The sequence below is a fragment of the Mesorhizobium sp. LHD-90 genome (assembly GCF_030929505.1).
In the GTDB taxonomy this organism is placed as follows: Bacteria; Pseudomonadota; Alphaproteobacteria; order Rhizobiales; family Rhizobiaceae; genus Kumtagia.
On record NZ_JAVFVV010000026.1, the window covers coordinates 19,683 to 40,141 of the forward strand.

At 63.2% G+C, this 20,459-nt stretch carries 14 protein-coding genes and 1 tRNA gene; 12 read left to right on the top strand and 3 right to left on the bottom strand.

Annotated features, from left to right (window positions below):
• Position 1 precedes the first annotated feature (1 nt).
• The 12 genes from tuf to rpoC all read left to right on the top strand — a co-directional run bounded on the left by tuf (position 2) and on the right by rpoC (position 15,780).
• The gene (gene tuf / locus RB623_RS26620) at positions 2-1,177 is read left to right on the top strand and encodes an elongation factor Tu (protein WP_308060144.1); all 1,176 of its coding nucleotides are present in this window, start codon (positions 2-4) and stop codon (positions 1,175-1,177) included.
• 364 nt (positions 1,178-1,541) lie between these two features.
• Positions 1,542-2,336: a hypothetical protein gene (locus RB623_RS26625; RefSeq protein ID WP_308060145.1), complete on the top strand. Its 795-nt coding sequence runs from the start codon at positions 1,542-1,544 to the stop codon at positions 2,334-2,336.
• Between the two features lie 80 nt (positions 2,337-2,416).
• Positions 2,417-3,145, top strand: a complete 729-nt coding sequence (locus RB623_RS26630; protein ID WP_308060146.1) for a hypothetical protein — start codon at positions 2,417-2,419, stop codon at positions 3,143-3,145.
• 152 nt (positions 3,146-3,297) lie between these two features.
• Positions 3,298-3,373, top strand: a tRNA-Trp gene (locus RB623_RS26635).
• A gap of 292 nt (positions 3,374-3,665) precedes the next feature.
• Complete coding sequence (gene secE, locus RB623_RS26640; RefSeq protein ID WP_308060147.1) at positions 3,666-3,869, top strand: preprotein translocase subunit SecE; 204 nt, start codon at positions 3,666-3,668, stop codon at positions 3,867-3,869.
• 25 nt (positions 3,870-3,894) lie between these two features.
• Positions 3,895-4,434 carry a transcription termination/antitermination protein NusG gene (gene nusG, locus RB623_RS26645; RefSeq protein ID WP_308060148.1) on the top strand — a complete coding sequence of 180 codons (540 nt, stop codon included), beginning with the start codon at positions 3,895-3,897 and terminating at the stop codon, positions 4,432-4,434.
• A 154-nt stretch (positions 4,435-4,588) separates the two neighbouring features.
• Positions 4,589-5,017 (top strand): 50S ribosomal protein L11, encoded by a 429-nt coding sequence (rplK, locus tag RB623_RS26650; protein ID WP_308060149.1) that lies wholly within the window; start codon positions 4,589-4,591, stop codon positions 5,015-5,017.
• A gap of 4 nt (positions 5,018-5,021) precedes the next feature.
• Entirely contained in the window at positions 5,022-5,720 is a 699-nt protein-coding gene (rplA, locus tag RB623_RS26655; protein WP_308060150.1) for a 50S ribosomal protein L1, read from the top strand.
• A gap of 384 nt (positions 5,721-6,104) precedes the next feature.
• Positions 6,105-6,623 (top strand): 50S ribosomal protein L10, encoded by a 519-nt coding sequence (gene rplJ / locus RB623_RS26660; RefSeq protein ID WP_308060151.1) that lies wholly within the window; start codon positions 6,105-6,107, stop codon positions 6,621-6,623.
• Between the two features lie 57 nt (positions 6,624-6,680).
• On the top strand, positions 6,681-7,061 hold the full coding sequence (gene rplL, locus RB623_RS26665; RefSeq protein ID WP_308060152.1) for a 50S ribosomal protein L7/L12: 381 nt from the start codon (positions 6,681-6,683) through the stop codon (positions 7,059-7,061).
• 204 nt (positions 7,062-7,265) lie between these two features.
• Entirely contained in the window at positions 7,266-11,405 is a 4,140-nt protein-coding gene (rpoB, locus tag RB623_RS26670; RefSeq protein WP_308060153.1) for a DNA-directed RNA polymerase subunit beta, read from the top strand.
• Between the two features lie 178 nt (positions 11,406-11,583).
• The gene (gene rpoC / locus RB623_RS26675; protein ID WP_308060154.1) at positions 11,584-15,780 is read left to right on the top strand and encodes a DNA-directed RNA polymerase subunit beta'; all 4,197 of its coding nucleotides are present in this window, start codon (positions 11,584-11,586) and stop codon (positions 15,778-15,780) included.
• Between the two features lie 189 nt (positions 15,781-15,969).
• Here the strand turns inward: rpoC and RB623_RS26680 are convergent, their stop codons facing one another.
• From RB623_RS26680 to RB623_RS26690, 3 genes are all read right to left on the bottom strand, one after another.
• Positions 15,970-17,583, bottom strand: a complete 1,614-nt coding sequence (locus RB623_RS26680) for a hypothetical protein (RefSeq protein ID WP_308060155.1) — start codon at positions 17,581-17,583, stop codon at positions 15,970-15,972.
• Between the two features lie 101 nt (positions 17,584-17,684).
• Positions 17,685-18,848: a PLP-dependent aspartate aminotransferase family protein gene (locus tag RB623_RS26685; RefSeq protein ID WP_308060156.1), complete on the bottom strand. Its 1,164-nt coding sequence runs from the start codon at positions 18,846-18,848 to the stop codon at positions 17,685-17,687.
• Positions 18,845-20,269, bottom strand: a complete 1,425-nt coding sequence (locus tag RB623_RS26690; protein ID WP_308060157.1) for a pyridoxal-phosphate dependent enzyme — start codon at positions 20,267-20,269, stop codon at positions 18,845-18,847. Before RB623_RS26690 ends, RB623_RS26685 begins: the two co-directional genes overlap by 4 nt.
• Positions 20,270-20,459 lie beyond the last annotated feature (190 nt).

Consider the following 20,459-nt stretch of genomic DNA (forward strand, 5'->3'; position numbering starts at 1 on the left):
AATGGCCAAGAGCAAATTTGAGCGGACGAAGCCGCATGTGAACATTGGTACGATCGGCCATGTCGACCATGGCAAGACGTCTTTGACGGCTGCGATCACCAAATATTTCGGCGAGTTCAAGGCCTACGACCAGATCGACGCGGCGCCGGAAGAGAAGGCGCGCGGCATCACCATTTCGACCGCCCACGTCGAATACGAGACGCCCAAGCGCCACTATGCCCATGTCGACTGCCCCGGCCACGCCGACTATGTGAAGAACATGATCACCGGTGCGGCGCAGATGGACGGCGCCATCCTGGTTGTGTCGGCGGCCGACGGCCCGATGCCGCAGACGCGCGAGCATATTCTTCTGGCCCGCCAGGTCGGCGTGCCGTCGATCGTGGTGTTTCTGAACAAGGTCGACCAGGTCGACGACGCCGAGCTGCTTGAGCTGGTCGAGCTCGAGGTGCGCGAGCTTCTGTCGAAGAACGAGTTCCCGGGCGACGACATTCCGATCATCCCCGGCTCGGCGCTTGCCGCGCTCGAGGATTCGAACAAGGAGATCGGCGAGGATGCGATCCGCAAGCTGATGGCGGCGGTTGACGACTACATCCCGACGCCGGAGCGTCCGATCGACCAGCCGTTCCTGATGCCGATCGAGGACGTGTTCTCGATCTCGGGCCGCGGCACGGTGGTGACGGGTCGCGTCGAGCGCGGCATCGTCAAGGTCGGCGAAGAGCTTGAGATCGTCGGCATCCGTCCGACCGTGAAGACGACCTGCACGGGCGTCGAGATGTTCCGCAAGCTGCTCGACCAGGGCCAGGCGGGCGACAACATCGGCGCGCTGTTGCGCGGCATCGACCGCGAGGGCGTCGAGCGCGGCCAGGTTCTGGCCAAGCCGGGCTCGGTGAAGCCGCACAAGAAGTTCAAGGCGGAAGCCTATATCCTGACCAAGGAGGAGGGTGGCCGTCACACGCCGTTCTTCACCAACTACCGTCCGCAGTTCTACTTCCGCACCACCGACGTGACCGGCATCGTGTCGCTTGCCGAGGGCACCGAGATGGTGATGCCGGGCGACAACGTGACGGTCGACGTCGAACTGATCGTGCCGATCGCCATGGAGGAGAAGCTGCGCTTCGCCATCCGCGAGGGCGGCCGCACCGTCGGCGCCGGCGTCGTCGTCAGCATCACTGAGTAAGAAGAACAATCATTCTTCTTCGCAACGGGCCCGGCGACGGGCCCGTTTCTGTTTGGGCCAGTACCGGCCGGTCGGGTGTCCTTGCCGCCCTTGCGGCGTGATCGCATGGCTTCGATAGATCGCGGGGGATTGGAGACGAGCTTCCCAGGGGTCACGAACAACGACATTCGCAAGCCTATTGCACGCGTCCGCGCCTCGATTAGGATAATGTCCGATCGAGGGTTTCGGGTTGGCCGAGGGATTTTTGTTCCGATATTGGCTGAGGCGCGCAGCGGGCCTGGTTGCGGTGCTGCTGGCGGTTCTTGCGTTGTCGTACCCGGTTCAAGCCGGCGTTTCCGTTGCGCAGGGCGCGGAAGACACTCCGATGCAGTTTGCCGTCGTGCGCAGCAATGCGGCAGGCTGCGAGCCGACCTGCCCGGAATGGATTTCCGCCGAAGGCGCGATCGTCGCGGCAACGCCGGGCCAATTCAAAAAGCTGCTGAAGCAGCTTGCCGGGCGGAGGCTGCCGGTGGTCGTCAGTTCGCCGGGCGGCGATGTCGACGCGGCGCTGACGCTTGGCCGCCTCATCCGGCAGAACAGGCTCGACGTCGCGGTTGGGCTGACGCGTTTCGACGGATGTCATCCAGCCGCGAAGAACTGCAAGCCGAACGAGGGCAAAGCGGCAGCCTACTACGGCAATGCCTTTGCCGGCGGCGCCTATTGTGCCTCTGCCTGCCCGCTGGTGCTGGCGGGTGGCGTGCGGCGGGTGGTAGGCCAGTGGGCCTATCTCGGTGTGCATCAGGTCACCACGACCTACTTCCGCACCAAGGTCCTCTACCGGACCAAATACAAGGTGGTGAAGGGCAAGAAGCGAGTCATCGAGAAGAAGGTGGTCAGCCGCAAGAACGCCGGCAGCTACAAGACCTATGAAATGAATAAGTCGCTCGAGAAGAAGCTGGCAGCCTATCTGGAGGAAATGGGGATAGGGGACAATCTGCTGGCGGCGATCAAGAGCACCCCAGCGACCACGCTGCACCAGATCGTGCCATACACCATGCTGCAGATGAAGCTGATCACCAGCCTGGACGACGCCGAACTGCTGACGGCGGCCAATGTCTGCAAGGCCGTGCCGGCCGCCGGCAATTGCCGCGTCGTGACGGAATCGGATATCGAGGGTTAGACGCTGCGACGCTTCCAGGCCTTTGTTTGTCGATGAGGTTTTCGGGTAAACGCCGTGCATGGCGCGCGGCACTTGCCGCTGTGGCACTCTATTTTCCGGCATCGAGCGCTGAAACGGCCGAGACGCCACAGCCCAAGCAGATGCAGTTCGTCGTGGTGCGCGCCAACGATTCGGCCTGCGAGCCCACCTGTCCCGAATGGATCTCCGCTGAGGGCGCAATCGGCGTCAAGACGCCCGCGCTGCTGAAAGCCGCGTTGAGGACGCTCCGCGGCCGTAAATTGCCGATCGTCCTCTTCTCCGCCGGTGGCGATGTCGGGGCGGCGATGGAGATGGGCCGGCGGATCCGCCGCGCCGGGCTGCCGGTCGTCGTCGGAAGGACCTGGTTCGTCGGCTGCAGGCCTGACGAAAAGGATTGCAAGGCCAATGACGGAAAGGGCGCTGACTTCTTTGGCCGGGCGCTATCGAGCGGAGGTTATTGCGCCTCCGAATGTACGCTGCTGCTTGCGGGCGGCGTGAAACGCCTGGTGCCCGACATGGCGATTCTGCGTGTCCGGCTGAGGGACCCGAAGATGGGTAAGGCCGTCGAACGGCGGCTCGCCGCATATTTGAAGGAAATGGGCGTCGACCGCGTCGTTCTCGACCGGATGAAGTCCGCGCGTGGGGACAACCTCGATACGGGGCCGCTGCAGGCGGCGGGATTGGTCACTGGCACGGGAACTGCCGAGAGCGTCACCGAAAGCAGCATTTGCAGGACGTTCCCGGCGCCTGACAACTGCCGCGTCTTCACGGTGCTCGACCTGGAGGATTAGTCATCTCGAAAGCATCGAGGGGATGCACTGCCAGCGCCTTCGAGTTTGAATCCCGCGTTCCACGCAATGACATGGTGCGCCAAGATCCGCTTCCGTCCGCGCCGAACCGGGCTTGAGTTCTCCCGCGCTTTGTGAAATAGCAGCGCTCACATAGGGGTATAGCTCAGTTGGTAGAGCGGCGGTCTCCAAAACCGCAGGTCACAGGTTCGAGCCCTGTTGCCCCTGCCATTTCGCGCCATGACGGTGCCGAGTAAGCCATAGCCTGCGGGCGGGACGATTGGATGGTTCCGCAGCAGGTGTTTGGAAGTAAGACCGGGATCGGCCCTTGCAAGGAACGAGATTCGGTTTTATGTAGTGACGACGGACACGCGACGCGTGGAGCTGGATATCCAGCTTTGCGCGTCCAAATTGTATGGTGGGAATGCGCAACCGATTCGCTGCATTCCGGCTCAATGCGGCGGCAATCCCGGCCAACGGGACGGAATTCGGGCTCTTCAGAGCCTGTGGAACAGAGCGGCAGATGGCATCGAAGACCACGAACCCTTTCACCTTCCTTCAGCAGGTAAGGTCCGAGGCGGCCAAGGTGACTTGGCCCTCGCGGCGCGAGACGATGATCTCCACCGCCATGGTTGTGGTGTTCGCGATCATCGCGATGATCTTTTTCTTCGTCGCCGACCAGTTGATGGCGTTCGGTATCGATCTGATCCTCGGCCTCGGCCGCTGATACCGGCGTTTACGGAGAACAGTTGATGGCGGCGCGCTGGTACATCGTCCATGCCTACTCGAACTTCGAGAAGAAGGTCGCTGAGGACATCGAGAACAAGGCCAAGCAGAAGGGTCTGAGCGAAAGGATCGAGCAGATCGTCGTGCCGACCGAGAAGGTCGTGGAAGTGCGGCGCGGCAAGAAGGTGGATGCCGAGCGCAAATTCTTCCCCGGCTATGTGCTGATGAAGGCCGAACTGAACGACGCGGTGATCAGCCTGGTCAAGAACACGCCGCGTGTCACCGGATTCCTTGGCGAGGACAAGCACACCGCAAAGCCGATGCACATCACCGACAAGGAGGCCGAGCGCATCCTGCATCAGGTGCAGGAGGGTGTGGAGCGGCCGAAGCCGTCGGTCACCTTCGAGATCGGCGAAGCGGTGCGCGTGTCGGATGGGCCTTTCGCCTCGTTCAATGGTTTCGTCCAGGAAGTGGACGCCGAGCGGGCGCGACTCAAGGTGGAAGTTTCGATCTTTGGGCGCGCCGTGCCTGTCGATCTGGAGTTCGGTCAGGTCGAGAAGGGCTGACCGGAAATGTCCCGGCCTTGAGTTCCGGGACGGCGAGGGCGCAAGCGCTTCTCGTTCGCGGTGGGAGGAAAGGCGGCCTGGCCGGCCGTGGCTTCCGGACCACCAGACTGCAAACCGTCGGAAATGTCCGGCATGAAACAAAGGCAGTAGAGAGATGGCTAAGAAAGTAGCGGGCCAGCTCAAGCTCCAGGTCAAGGCGGGATCGGCGACGCCGTCGCCCCCGATCGGCCCGGCGCTTGGTCAGCGCGGCATCAACATCATGGAATTCTGCAAGGCGTTCAACGCCCAGACGCAGGAAATGGAGAAGGGATCGCCGGTTCCGGTGGTGATCACCTACTATCAGGACAAGTCGTTCACCTTCGTCATGAAGACGGCTCCGGTGAGCTATTTCCTGAAGAAGGCTGCGAACCTTTCTTCCGGATCCAAGGAGCCGGGAAAGGCCAAGGTCGGCCAGATCAGCCGCGACAAGGTGCGCGAGATCGCGACCGCCAAGATGAAGGATCTCAACGCCAACGACGTCGAAGCCGCCATGCGTATGGTTGAAGGCTCCGCCCGTTCGATGGGCCTGGAAGTGGTGGGCTGAGACGATGGCAAAGCTTGCAAAGCGTGTTGAGAAGTCCCGCGAGGGCGTCGATCCGAACAAGTCGTACTCGCTCGGCGAGGCGATCAAGATGCTGAAGGATCGCTCCAAGGTGAAGTTCGATGAGACCGTCGAGGTGGCGCTCAACCTCGGCGTTGACCCGCGTCACGCCGACCAGATGGTGCGCGGCGTGGTCAACCTGCCGAACGGCACCGGCAAGACCGTGCGCGTCGCCGTGTTCGCGCGGGGCGCCAAGGCCGACGAGGCCAAGGCCGCCGGCGCCGACATCGTAGGCGCTGAGGATCTGGTCGAGGTCGTGCAGAAAGGCACGATCGACTTCGATCGCTGCATCGCAACGCCCGACATGATGCCGCTGGTCGGACGCTTGGGCAAGGTGCTCGGCCCGCGCGGCATGATGCCGAACCCGAAGGTTGGCACCGTGACCATGGACGTGGGCGCCGCGGTGAAGGCCTCCAAGGGCGGCGCCGTCGAGTTCCGCGTCGAGAAGGCCGGCATCGTGCATGCCGGCATCGGTAAGGTCTCGTTCGAGACCGCCGCGCTGGAAGAGAATGTCCGCGCGCTGGCTGACGCCGTCAACAAGGCGAAGCCTGCCGGCGCCAAGGGCGTGTACATGAAGAAGATGTCGGTGAGCTCGACCATGGGCCCCGGCCTCAAGGTCGATCTGGCGAGCCTCGGCACGGCCTGATCCCTTGAATGAAGACCGCCGCGCATCGCGGCGGTTTTCCAACGAATTCCGGGCCAGCATATCGGTCCGGACTGCGGAAGCAGAACAACGCTTCCGGACTATCCTGTCCGAGATTGCAGGCGGTCCAGGTGTTCCTGGTCCTTAATTCGCATGGGCCTGCATGAGACGGGTGACGACCGGACAAAGGGGCATTCCTTGGCCCTGATGGAAGGTTCGAACCGTGTTTGCCTTTGTCCGCGCGCCGGCCGTCGAGAGACGCCCGTCGCAACGAAAGGGGACAGGATCCTCGAACGTCGTTCGGGTGGTCCATATGGATGACCCGGGCGGCAAAAGGCAACCCGATCTCCGTTCCGGAAACGGACGGAGGTCAACTGGAGATAGGCAGTGGACAGAGCGGAAAAACGCGAACTCGTCACGGGCCTGAACGACGCCTTCAAGGGCGCCGGTTCAGTGGTCGTGGCCCACTATGCCGGTATCACCGTCGCGCAGATGAACGATCTTCGCTCGAAGATGCGTACTGCCGGCGGCACCGTCAAAGTCGCGAAGAACCGTCTCGCCCGCATCGCTCTTCAGGGTACGGAATCCGAAAGCATCATCGACCTGTTCAAGGGACAGACGCTGATCGCCTATTCGGAGGATCCGGTTGCGGCGCCCAAGGTCGCCTCCGATTTCGCCAAGGGGAATGACAAGCTGGTCATTCTCGGTGGCGCGATGGGGTCGACCGCGCTCAACGCCGACGGAGTGAAGGCCCTGGCCACGCTTCCGTCGCTCGATGAGCTGCGCGGCAAGCTGGTGGGGCTCATCGCCGCCCCGGCAACCCGGATCGCCCAGATCGTCAATGCGCCGGCAGCCTCGGTTGCCCGCGTCATCGGCGCGTATGCCCGGAAGGACGAGGCGGCGTGAGGCCGTTCCTCGCTATCCTCATCAACACGTGTTCGAACTTTTTGAAGGAAAAACAAAATGGCTGATCTCGCAAAGATCGTAGACGACCTTTCGCAGCTGACCGTCCTCGAGGCGGCCGAGCTGTCGAAGCTGCTCGAAGAGAAGTGGGGCGTTTCCGCTGCCGCTCCGGTGGCTGCCGCCGCCGCTGCCGGTGGTGGCGCCGCCGCTGCTGCTCCCGTCGAGGAGAAGACCGAGTTCGACGTCATCCTGACGGATGCCGGCGCCCAGAAGATCAACGTCATCAAGGAAGTGCGTGCGATCACCAACCTCGGCCTCAAGGAAGCCAAGGATCTGGTCGAAGGCGCTCCGAAGGCGGTCAAGGAAGCCGTTTCCAAGGCCGATGCCGACAAGATCAAGGCCCAGCTCGAAGCAGCCGGCGCCAAGGTCGAGCTGAAGTAAGTACTGCGGCTGCCGGCGGATGGACAATCCGTCCGCCGGTCCCCGCGTAATGGGGGAAGTGTTCGAAAACCTCTTTCCTGAGGGCCGTGCGGCGGCTTTCAGGAAACGGGTTTTCTCCCGTTTTAGGACTGACCCTGGTGTGCCGGGGTTCACCATATGCAAGGCGTGTTTGTTGGACGCGCCCCAAGCGAGCAAGGAGCGACGATGGCCCAGACCGCGACATTCAATGGCCGCAGGCGCGTACGCAAGTTCTTCGGGAACATCCCCGAGGTTGCGGAGATGCCGAACCTCATCGAGGTGCAGAAGGCATCCTACGATCAGTTCCTCATGGTCCACGAGCCGGAAGGCGGCCGTCCGGATGAGGGACTGCAGGCCGTTTTCAAGTCGGTCTTCCCGATTTCCGATTTCTCGGGTTCCTCGATGTTGGAATTCGTCAAGTACGAGTTCGAGGCGCCGAAGTTCGACGTGGACGAATGCCGGCAGCGCGACCTGACCTATGCCGCGCCGCTGAAGGTGACGCTGCGCCTGATCGTGTTCGATATCGACGAGGACACCGGCGCCAAGTCGATCAAGGACATCAAGGAGCAGGACGTGTACATGGGCGACATGCCGCTCATGACGCTGAACGGCACCTTCATCATCAACGGTACCGAGCGTGTCATCGTCTCGCAGATGCACCGTTCGCCGGGCGTCTTCTTCGACCATGACAAGGGCAAGTCGCACTCTTCGGGCAAGCTTCTGTTCGCCGCGCGCGTCATCCCTTATCGCGGCTCCTGGCTCGACATAGAGTTCGATTCCAAGGACGTCGTGCACGCTCGCATCGACCGTCGCCGCAAGCTGCCGGTGACGAGCCTGCTGATGGCCCTCGGCATGGATGGCGAGGAGATCCTTTCGACCTTCTACAACAAGATTGTCTACAAGCGTTCCGGCGACCACTGGCGCATCCCCTACAGCGCCGAGCGGTTCCGCGGCCTGAAGGCGGTCAACGACCTGGTCGACGCCGACACCGGCGAGATTGTCGTGGAGGCCGGCAAGAAGATCACCGCGCGGCAGGCCAAGCAACTCGCCGACAAGGGCCTCAAGGCGATCAAGGCGACCGACGAGGATATTCTCGGCAGCTATCTCGCCGAGGACATCGTCAACTTCCAGACCGGCGAGATCTATCTCGAGGCCGGCGACGAGATCGACGAGAAGACGCTGAAGGTGCTGCTGTCGACCGGCGAGGAGGAATTCTCCATCCTCGACATCGACCACATCAACATTGGCGGCTACATCCGCAACACGCTCGCCGTCGACAAGAATGAGAGCCGCCAGGACGCGTTGTTCGACATCTATCGCGTCATGCGCCCCGGCGAGCCGCCGACGATCGACACCGCCGAGGCGATGTTCAACTCGTTGTTCTTCGACGCCGACCGCTACGACCTGTCGGCCGTCGGCCGCGTCAAGATGAACATGCGTCTCGACCTCAAGGCCGAGGACACCGTGCGCGTTCTCCGCAAGGAGGACATCATCGCCGTTGTCCGGACGCTGGTCGAATTGCGCGACGGCAAGGGCGAGATCGACGACATCGACAATCTCGGCAACCGCCGGGTGCGCTCGGTCGGCGAGCTCATGGAGAACCAGTACCGCGTCGGCCTGTTGCGCATGGAGCGCGCCATCAAGGAGCGCATGTCGTCGATCGAGATCGACACGGTGATGCCGCAAGACCTGATCAACGCCAAGCCGGCGGCCGCCGCCGTGCGCGAGTTCTTCGGCTCCTCGCAGCTCTCGCAGTTCATGGACCAGACCAACCCGCTCTCCGAGATCACCCACAAGCGCCGCCTGTCGGCGCTCGGACCGGGCGGTCTGACCCGCGAGCGCGCCGGTTTCGAGGTGCGCGACGTTCACGTCACGCATTATGGCCGCATCTGCCCGATCGAAACGCCGGAAGGCCCGAACATCGGCCTGATCAACTCGCTCGCGACCTTTGCTCGTGTCAACAAGTACGGCTTCATCGAAAGCCCGTACCGCAAGATCATCGACGGCAAGGTGTCCGAGGAGGTCGTCTATCTGTCGGCGATGGAGGAGGCCAAGCACTATGTCGCGCAGGCCAACGCCGAGCTCGACAAGAACGGCTCCTTCACCGAGGAATTCGTCATCTGCCGGCATGCCGGCGAGGTGATGATGACCCCGCGCGAGAATGTCGACCTGATGGACGTGTCGCCGAAGCAGATGGTGTCGGTCGCCGCGGCGCTGATCCCGTTCCTGGAGAACGACGACGCCAACCGCGCGCTGATGGGCTCGAACATGCAGCGTCAGGCCGTGCCGCTGGTGCGCGCCGAGGCGCCGTTCGTCGGCACCGGCATGGAGCCGATCGTGGCGCGCGACTCCGGCGCTGCGATCGCTGCACGCCGCACCGGCATCGTCGACCAGGTGGACGCGACCCGTATCGTCATCCGCGCGACGGAAGACCTGCAGGCAGGCAAGTCGGGCGTCGACATCTACCGTCTGATGAAGTTCCAGCGCTCGAACCAGAACACCTGCATCAACCAGCGTCCGCTGGTGCGAATGGGCGACCGGATCGAGAAGGGCGACATCATCGCCGACGGCCCGTCGACCGATCTTGGCGATCTGGCGCTCGGCCGCAACGTGCTCGTCGCGTTCATGCCTTGGAACGGCTACAACTACGAGGACTCGATCCTGCTCTCCGAGAAGATCGTGTCGGATGACGTCTTCACCTCGATCCACATCGAGGAGTTCGAGGTCATGGCGCGCGACACCAAGCTCGGGCCGGAAGAGATCACGCGCGACATTCCGAACGTCTCGGAAGAGGCGCTGAAGAACCTCGACGAGGCCGGCATCGTCTACATCGGCGCGGAAGTGCAGCCGGGCGACATCCTGGTCGGCAAGATCACGCCGAAGGGCGAAAGCCCGATGACGCCGGAAGAGAAGTTGCTGCGCGCCATCTTTGGCGAGAAGGCGTCGGACGTCCGCGACACCTCCATGCGCATGCCTCCGGGCACGTATGGCACGGTGGTCGAGGTGCGCGTGTTCAATCGCCACGGCGTCGAGAAGGACGAACGCGCCATGGCGATCGAGCGTGAGGAGATCGAACGCCTCGCCAAGGACCGCGACGACGAGCAGGCGATCCTCGACCGCAACGTCTATTCGCGCCTCACCGACATGATCGTCGGCAAGGATGCCGTTCAGGGGCCGAAGGGCTTCAAGAAGGGCACGACCCTGTCGAAGGAGCTGCTCGGCGAATATCCGCGCTCGCAATGGTGGCAGTTTGCTGTGGAGGACGAAGCCCTCCAGCGCGAGATCGAGGCGTTGCGTGGCCAGTACGACGATTCCAAGAAGGCGCTGGAGCAGCGCTTCATGGACAAGGTCGAGAAGGTGCAGCGCGGCGACGAGATGCCTCCGGGCGTCATGAAGATGGTCAAGGTCTTCGTGGCGGTTAAGCGCAAGATGCAGCCGGGCGACAAGATGGCCGGCCGTCACGGCAACAAGGGTGTCGTTTCGCGTATCGTGCCGGTAGAGGACATGCCGTTCCTGGAAGACGGCACACATGCCGACATCGTGCTCAACCCGCTCGGCGTGCCGAGCCGCATGAATGTCGGTCAGATCCTCGAGACGCATCTCGGTTGGGCCTGCGCCGGCATGGGCCGCAAGATCGGCGATCTGCTCGAAGCCTACAAGGCGGGCGGCGACATCAAGCCGCTGCGTCAGACGATCGAGCAGATCATCCCTGACAACGACCGCAACGAACCGGTACGGCGCTTCGACGACGAGTCAGTCGTGCGGCTCGCCGACCAGATGAAGCGCGGCGTGTCGATCGCCACGCCGGTCTTCGACGGCGCGCATGAGGCGCACATCAACCAGATGCTCGAACAGGCCGGCTTGCACTCAAGCGGTCAGTCGACGCTCTATGACGGCCGCACCGGCGAGGCTTTCGATCGCAAGGTGACGATGGGCTACATCTATATGCTCAAGCTGCACCACCTGGTGGACGACAAGATCCACGCGCGCTCGATCGGCCCGTACTCGCTCGTCACCCAGCAGCCGCTGGGCGGCAAGGCGCAGTTCGGCGGCCAGCGCTTCGGCGAGATGGAGGTGTGGGCGCTCGAAGCCTATGGCGCCGCCTATACGCTGCAGGAGATGCTGACGGTGAAGTCGGACGACGTGGCCGGCCGCACCAAGGTCTACGAGGCGATCGTGCGTGGAGACGACAGCTTCGAGGCCGGCATTCCGGAGAGCTTCAACGTGCTCGTCAAGGAAATGCGGTCGCTGGGCCTCAACGTCGAGCTGGAAAATACGGTCGTCGAGGATCAACCGGCGCCGCGCATGCGCGACGCTGCCGAGTGACGCAAAGCAGGGTATGTCGCGGAACGATGGTTCCGCGACCGCCCGAGACGGCCGGAAGCCTGGTCGCATGAGATTGTCCGATGAGGCGCGCGTAGCGGCGGCGTTCGATCGGGCCGGAAGTAGGCGGGCCTTTCCCGCGAGATTTTAACGGGATTTCGGTCCCGAGAAGGAGAACGGCATGAACCAAGAGGTCATGAATCTCTTCAACAACAACGTGCCCGCGCAGGTGTTCGATTCCATCCGGATCTCGCTCGCCAGCCCGGACAAGATCCTGTCCTGGTCGTTCGGCGAGATCAAGAAGCCGGAGACCATCAACTACCGTACGTTCAAGCCAGAGCGTGACGGCCTGTTCTGCGCGCGCATCTTCGGTCCGATCAAGGACTACGAGTGCCTGTGCGGCAAGTACAAGCGCATGAAGTACAAGGGCGTCATCTGCGAGAAGTGCGGTGTCGAGGTGACGCTGAGCCGCGTGCGCCGCGAGCGCATGGGCCATATCGAACTCGCCGCGCCCGTTGCCCATATCTGGTTTCTGAAGTCGCTTCCGTCGCGCATCGGCACGTTGCTCGACATGACGCTGAAGGACATCGAGCGCGTCCTCTATTTCGAGAACTACATCGTCACCGAGCCGGGCCTCACCGCGCTGAAGGAGCATCAGCTCCTGTCGGAAGAGGAGTACATGATCGCCATCGACGAATATGGCGAGGACAGCTTCACCGCCATGATCGGCGCCGAGGCCATTCATGCGCTGCTGGCCGAGATGAAGCTCGACTCCATCGCCGGTGAGCTCAGGACCGAGCTTGCCTCGACGACCTCCGAGCTGAAGCAGAAGAAGCTGCTCAAGCGCCTGAAGGTGGTCGAAAACTTCATGGAATCCGGCAACCGTCCGGAGTGGATGATCATGAAGGTCATCCCGGTCATCCCGCCGGACCTGCGTCCGCTGGTGCCGCTGGACGGCGGCCGCTTCGCCACGTCGGACCTCAACGATCTCTATCGCCGCGTCATCAACCGCAACAACCGTCTGAAGCGGCTGATCGAGTTGCGCGCGCCAGGCATCATCATCCGCAACGAGAAGCGCATGCTTCAGGAAGCGGTTGACGCACTGTTCGACAACGGTCGCCGCGGCCGCGTCATCACCGGCGCCAACAAGCGCCCGTTGAAGTCCCTGTCCGACATGCTGAAGGGCAAGCAGGGGCGCTTCCGCCAGAATCTGCTCGGCAAGCGCGTCGACTATTCCGGTCGCTCGGTCATTGTGACCGGCCCGGAGCTGAAGCTGCACCAGTGCGGCCTGCCGAAGAAGATGGCGCTGGAGCTGTTCAAGCCGTTCATCTACGCCCGCCTCGACGCCAAGGGTTACTCCTCGACTGTCAAGCAGGCGAAGAAGCTGGTCGAGAAGGAAAAGCCGGAAGTCTGGGATATCCTCGACGAGGTGATCCGCGAGCATCCGGTGCTCTTGAACCGCGCGCCGACGCTGCACCGCCTCGGCATCCAGGCGTTCGAGCCGACGCTGATCGAAGGCAAGGCGATCCAGCTTCACCCGCTGGTCTGCACGGCGTTCAACGCCGACTTCGACGGCGACCAGATGGCGGTCCACGTGCCGCTGTCGCTGGAAGCGCAGCTCGAAGCCCGCGTGCTGATGATGTCGACCAACAACATCCTGCATCCGGCTTCCGGCGCACCGATCATCGTGCCGTCGCAGGATATGGTCCTCGGCCTCTACTACCTCTCCATCGTCAACCAGAACGAGCCGGGAGAGGGCATGGCGTTCGCCGACATGGGCGAGTTGCAGCATGCGCTCGAAACCAAGGCGGTGACGCTGCACGCCAAGATCAAGGGCCGTTTCAAGACGGTCGACAAGGACGGCAACGTCGTATCGAAGATTTACGACACGACGCCCGGCCGCATGATCATCGGCGAATTGCTGCCGAAGAACGTCAACGTGCCGTTCGAGACCGCCAACCAGGAGATGACCAAGAAGAACATCTCCAAGATGATCGACACCGTCTACCGCCATTGCGGCCAGAAGGAGACGGTCATCTTCTGCGACCGCATCATGCAGCTCGGGTTCTCCCATGCCTGCCGCGCCGGCATTTCGTTCGGCAAGGACGACATGGTCATTCCGGATACGAAGGCCGACCTGGTCGCCAAGACGGAGGCGCTCGCGAAGGAATACGAGCAGCAGTACAATGACGGCCTGATCACCCAGGGCGAGAAGTACAACAAGGTCGTCGACGCCTGGGCAAAATGCTCGGAGAAGGTCGCCGAGGAGATGATGGGCCGCATCCGCGCGGTCGAGTTCAACGACAACGGCCGCCAGAAGCCGATGAACTCGATCTACATGATGAGCCACTCCGGCGCGCGCGGGTCTCCGACCCAGATGCGCCAGCTTGCGGGCATGCGCGGCCTGATGGCCAAGCCGTCGGGCGAGATCATCGAGACGCCGATCATCTCGAACTTCAAGGAAGGCCTCACCGTGCTCGAGTACTTCAACTCGACCCACGGCGCCCGCAAGGGACTGGCCGACACCGCCTTGAAGACGGCGAACTCGGGTTATCTCACCCGTCGCCTCGTCGACGTGGCGCAGGACTGCATCGTCAACGCGATCGACTGCGGCACCGACAAGGGCCTGACGATGCAGCCGATCGTCGATGCCGGCCAGGTGGTCGCCACCCTCGGCCAGCGTGTCCTTGGCCGTACGGCGCTCGATGACATCAACCATCCGGTCTCCGGCGATCTGATCGTCAAGGCCGGCCGCCTGATGGACGAGCGCGACATCGAAGCGATCGAGAAGGCTGGCATCCAGTCGATCCGCATCCGCTCGGCGCTGACCTGCGAGGTCAAGGTCGGCGTCTGCGCAGTCTGCTATGGACGCGACCTGGCCCGCGGCACGCCCGTCAACCAGGGCGAGGCCGTCGGCGTCATCGCGGCGCAGTCGATCGGCGAGCCGGGCACCCAGCTCACCATGCGCACCTTCCACATGGGGGGCACCGCGCAGGTGGTGGACTCGTCGTTCCTCGAGGCCTCCTATGAAGGCACGGTGCAGATCCGCAATCGCAACGTGGTGCGCAACTCCGATGGCCAGCTCATGGCCATGGGCCGCAATATGGCGGTGCTGATCCTCGACGAGGGCGGCAAGGAGCGCGCCACGCACCGCGTCACCTACGGCTCGCGTCTGTTCGTGGACGAGGGCGACAAGGTGAAGCGCGGCCAGCGCATCGCCGAGTGGGATCCCTATACCCGTCCGATCCTCACCGAGGTCGAAGGCAGGGTGGCGTTCGAGGATCTGGTCGACGGCATCTCCGTGCAGGAGACCGCCGACGAATCCACCGGCATCACCAAGCGCGAGGTCATCGACTGGCGCTCGACGCCGCGCGGCTCCGACCTCAAGCCGGCGATCGTCATCCAGGACGCCCGCGGCAAGGTGGCAAAGCTGTCGAAAGGCGGCGATGCCCGCTTCCTGCTCTCGGTCGAGGCCATCCTCTCCGTGGAGCCGGGTGCGGCGGTGCGTCCGGGCGACGTGCTGGCGCGTATCCCGATGGAAAGCGCCAAGACCAAGGACATCACCGGCGGTCTGCCGCGGGTGGCCGAGCTGTTCGAGGCGCGCCGTCCGAAGGACCATGCCATCATCGCCGAGATCGACGGCACGATCCGCTTCGGGCGGGACTACAAGAACAAGCGCCGGATCATCATCGAGCCGCATGATTCGACGCTGGAGCCGGTCGAGTACCTGATCCCGAAGGGCAAGCCGTTCCATCTGCAGGACGGCGACGCCATCGAGAAGGGCGACTACGTCATGGACGGCAATCCTGCGCCGCATGACATCCTGGCGATCAAGGGCGTGGAGGCTCTCGCCTCCTACCTCGTCAACGAGATCCAGGAGGTCTACCGATTGCAGGGCGTGTCGATCAACGACAAGCACATCGAGGTGATCGTCCGCCAGATGCTGCAGAAGGTCGAAATCACGGTCCAGGGCGACTCGACCTACATCCCCGGCGACCATGTCGACGTGATCGAGCTCGAGGAGGTCAACGAGCGGCTGGTCGAAGAAGGCAAGAAGCCCGCGGAAGGCCAGCCGGTGCTGCTCGGCATCACCAAGGCCTCGCTGCAAACGCCGTCCTTCATCTCGGCGGCCTCCTTCCAGGAGACCACCCGCGTGTTGACCGAGGCGGCCGTCGCCGGCAAGGTCGACACGCTGCAGGGCCTCAAGGAGAACGTCATCGTCGGCCGCCTGATCCCGGCCGGCACCGGCGGCCAGATGAGCCAGATCCGCCGCATCGCGACGCATCGCGACGAACTCATCCTCGACGAGCGCCGCAAGGCGACCGGCGCGGAGACCGCGACGCCGATGCTGACAGAAATGACCAACGCCGCCGAGTAAGCGCGGCGTCTACGAGAAAAGCAAAAGGCCGTCGGGGCGACCCGGCGGCCTTTTTTGTTTCTGCCGTCCGCCTTGGAGCGGCCTTCGCGCTTTCGCGTGCGCGCTTCAGGTTGTGCGGCTTGCGATCGTCCTCGACCCGGCCTGCGGCCGCGAAGCCAATTCGACCAATATAGTACGGCGCCGTACGGTCTACCTGGAGTAGGAACGGCTTGCGGGCGGAAACCCTGCAAACCTCTGGCTTTCGTGCGCGTCCGCGGTGCGTTGCGCCATCACCTGTGCGAGCAGGTTGTTCGCGACAGGTTCGCTGCCGGCGAAGTGCTGGCCGATTACCGCGAAATGCTGCCAGAGCGGACCAAGCGGCTTGCCGCTGTCGCGCAGGATGAGCGCAGAGTTTGCGCATTGCGCGGCCCAATAGACGCGCCGCTCCTCGATATAGGCGAGCGCGGCCTTTTGCCTTTGCTTGGCGCCGCGCAGCCCATCGAGCCGGCCATCGGAGGCAGGCCCTGCCTCGAACCAGGTTCCCGTCAAGTCGTCATCATCGAGACGGCCAGCGGCTTCTGCCAGAGTCAGGGGCACTAAGGGGGGAGTATCAGCCAAAAGCTCGTCCAGCAGGGATTCTGGCTCGATCGCCTCAGGCCGCAGCGCCGCAATTCCGAGGGCCTCCAGCGCCTCGACGAATCCGAATGTGGCGGTGGTGCCTTTTGAATGGCTGATGGCCAAGGCAATCGCCAGACGCCGTTGGATTAGCGCCGGCGACACCGGTACGAGCGTCAAGCCCATTGCCTTGGTCATTGCATCGAAATCCCGTTTCGAAAAATCGTTGAGGACCATGGCATCGGCGAGGCCCGAATCGGTTTTGACCAGGAAAGTGGCCAACACGTGAGTCTTGCCGCGGCGCATCAGGGCAATCAGCGACTGGGCGCCCGCGCCGTCGCACACCGAGGCGATGCATTTGACGAGTTCGAGCGGCTCGCGCGCCACCGGAGGCAAGGCCCTTGACCGCAAGGCGGCGATCGTGGCGTCGACTGTTGGGTGCATCGGCGCGGGCACTAGTCCGCGGATCAGCACCAGGCGCTCCACCAGCCGGTTCGGCACCGGCGCGTTGCAGGCGCTGGCGATCAGACCATTGGCGGCAATGCGCACGAGTTCGGAATCGGCATCGAGAAGGCATCCCAGCAGAACTGCTCGCGCCGTTTCCTGCGCGTGCCCGCCGAGGGCGTGTACAAATTCATAACGCGCTGCGGACGGCATGTAGCGGATCATGGCGGCGAAGGATGATTGCGCGACTTGCTCGTCCAGTTCCGCCAAGCTTGCCACAGCGTCCGATAGGCGCATCTCGACAGCGGAATCCGGCGAGCGTGCAGAATGGATGTTGGCCAGGATGACTTCCCGCAGCGCGTCGCCGGGATCGATCTCCGCCTCCCCGAACATCTGGAACAACAACATGACCGCGTGTCCGGGAAGATCGCCGGTTTGCGCCGCGGCATCGACGACTGCCAGGCCTTCCTCGAGTTCTCGGTGCGCCTCCCGATCTCCGCCGTTGGCGGCGATGCGTATGTCGTTCAAACGGTTTTGCATGTCCGCGGCGCGGCTGAACGTCGCCTCGGCGTCGCTTTCGCCCGCATCTTCATCGAGGAGGTCGGCGATGTAGGAATCCAGTTCTTCGGCGAGCGACGCACCCTGTGTGTCGTCACTCCGCAAGGCCACCAGCAATTGCTCCAGAATAGCAGGGTCGATTCCAAGAGGTCCTCTGCCTAGCGTACGGCGATTCGCGGGCGTGCGCCTCTTGGCTTTTCTGGCCATGTAGGACGGTCTCCAGAGTCCACGCTATCATAGGTCGCGAACCGGGAATTCAAACCGACTCTTCGAAAAGTCCTGTGCACAAGCTGCACGCTGCGCACGCGCTATGCCCGCAGCGCCTGCTCCAGGTCGGCGATCAGGTCGTCGCCGTCCTCGATGCCGGCCGACAGCCGCACCAGCGAATCCGAAATGCCGATCGCCGCGCGCTGCTCGGGCGGGATCGAGCCGTGCGTCATCAGGGCAGGGTGCTCGATCAGGCTTTCGACGCCCCCAAGGCTTTCGGCCAGCGTGAACAGTTGCGTGCGTTCCAGGAATCGCTTCGTGCCAGCGAGGTCGCGGTCGAACTCGACCGAGATCATGCCGCCGAATGCAGACATCTGCCGTTTGGCGATCGCATGCTGCGGATGGCTTTCGAGTCCCGGAAAGACGACACGGCGCACATCCTTGCGCGCCTCCAGCCATCTGGCGATCTTCGCGCCGTTTGATGAATGCCGCTCCATTCGCAGCGCCAGTGTCTTTAGTCCGCGTAGAGCGAGGAAACTGTCGAAGGGACCGGAGATGGCGCCGACCGCGTTCTGCAAGAATTTCAGCCGATCGGCGAGGTCGCGATTGTCGCCGACCACCGCGACACCGCCGACCATGTCGGAATGGCCGTTCAGATATTTCGTCGTCGAGTGCACGACGATGTCGATGCCGAGTTCCAGCGGCCGCTGGATATAGGGGCTGCAAAAGGTGTTGTCGGCCACCGACAGCAGGTCGTGCCGCTTCGCCAGCGCGGCCACGCCCTCGAGATCGACCACCTTCAGCAGCGGATTGGTTGGTGTCTCCACCCAGAGGAGTTTCGTCTCGGGCCGGATCGCGGCTTCCACGGCGGAAAGGTCGGTGAAGTCGACAAAATCCACCTTCAGGCCGGCAGAGCGCTTTCTGACCCGTTCCAGCAGACGGAAGGTGCCGCCATAGATGTCGTCAGTCGCGACAACATGTGCGCCGCTGTCGAGCAGTTCGAAAACGGTGGCGATCGCCGCGAGGCCCGAGGCGAAAGCGAAGGCTGCCGTACCGCTCTCCAGATCGGCTACGGCGCGCTCGAAGGCAAATCGCGTCGGATTCTGGCTGCGGGCATATTCAAAACCCTTGTGCACGCCGGGGCTTTGCTGGCCGTAGGTGGAGGTGGCGTAGATCGGCACCATCACCGCGCCGGTGGTCGGATCGTGGCTCTGCCCGCCATGGATGGTGCGGGTGGAAAAGGCCAGGCGGTTCTTGCCGGTCATCGATTGCGCCTCAGATGATTGATCAGGTCGACCCGGGTGATCAGGCCAAAGAATTCGTCGCCATCGAAGACGATGGCAACCTCGTTGCGCTCGAACACCGGCAGCAGGGCGTCGAGCGTCTGGCCGGCCTGCAAAGTATGCAGGTCCGTGGTCATGGCGGTGCGCACCGGTGCGCCGAAACGGTCCCAGCGCCCCTCGTAGGGGCCTTCCAGCACGGCAAGGATGTCGCTCTCGTCGACGATGCCGATTAGTTTGCCATTCTCCAGCACTGGCAGTTGCGAGACGTCTCCGCGCCGCATGCGGCCGTAGGCGGTGAGCAGTGTATCCTCCGGCCCGACAAAGACCGTACCGCCTTCGCGATGCGACCGGGCGACGAGATCGCGCAGGTCGCCGTGCTGCTCGCGCTCGGCAAGCCCTTGTTCGGCCAGCCAGAAATCGTCGAAGACCTTCGACAGGTATTTGTTGCCGCTGTCGCAGACGAAGGTGACGACGCGTTTTGCGATGGTCTGCTCCTTGCAGTAGCGCAGCGCGGCCGCCAGCAGCGTTCCCGACGACGAGCCGGCCAGAATGCCTTCCCTGGAAAGCAGATCGCGCACCGCCAGCATGCTGTGTTTGTCCGTCACCGAATACGCCTTCTTCACGAAGGAGAGATCGCAATTGGGCGGGATGAAATCCTCGCCTATGCCTTCCACCGTCCAACTGCCGGCTTCCTCCATCTTGCCGGTTTTCACATAGGGAGCCAGTACCGAGCCGACCGGATCGGCCAGTACCATCTCGGTCTTGGGTGAGGTTTTGGCGAAGAAGCGACCGAGACCGGTCAGTGTGCCGCCGGAACCGACGCCGACCACGATGGCGTCGACGGAGCCGCCGAGCTGGCTCCAGATTTCCGGGCCGGTGGTTGTCTCGTGGGCAAGCGGGTTGGCCGGATTGGCGAACTGGTTGACGTAAAAGGCCCCGGGAATGTCCGCGGCGATCTTCTCAGCCATGTCCTGGTAATATTCTGGGTGGCCCTTGCCGACGTCCGAGCGCGTCATGCGTACCTCGGCGCCGAGTGCCCTGAGATGCTGGATCTTCTCGCGCGACATCTTGTCGGGAACGACGAGAATGATGTGATAGCCCTTGGGAATGCCGACCTGGGCGAGGCCGAGGCCGGTGTTGCCGGCGGTGGCTTCGACGATCGTGCCGCCGCGCGCTAGCCGGCCGCTGCGCTCGGCGTCGGCGATCATGGAGAGCGCGATGCGGTCCTTGATCGAGCCGCCCGGGTTCTGGCTTTCCAGCTTGATGAACAGCCGGCATTTTCCGGTGTCGAAGCGCGTCAGTTCGATGACCGGCGTCTCGCCGATGAGATCGAGCACCGAGCGGTAGGGCGGCTTGAGCCGGCCGCCGCTGTCTTGCCGGGCCGATTGTGTCTGGACGCTCATGAAGGCCTCCCTCTTTTTGCGGCGCGCCGCGGAACCGCGACCAGCAGCATCATTGATATCAGCAAACGCATGATCGCAGCATCCCGTTGCCGGCGTCTTCCCTTCTCACGAGTGGCCAGTGCTGCTGAAGAAAAATCCGTCCAACGATGCCGCCAAATCAGGATTCGGTTTGCGCTGCCGCCAGGAATCA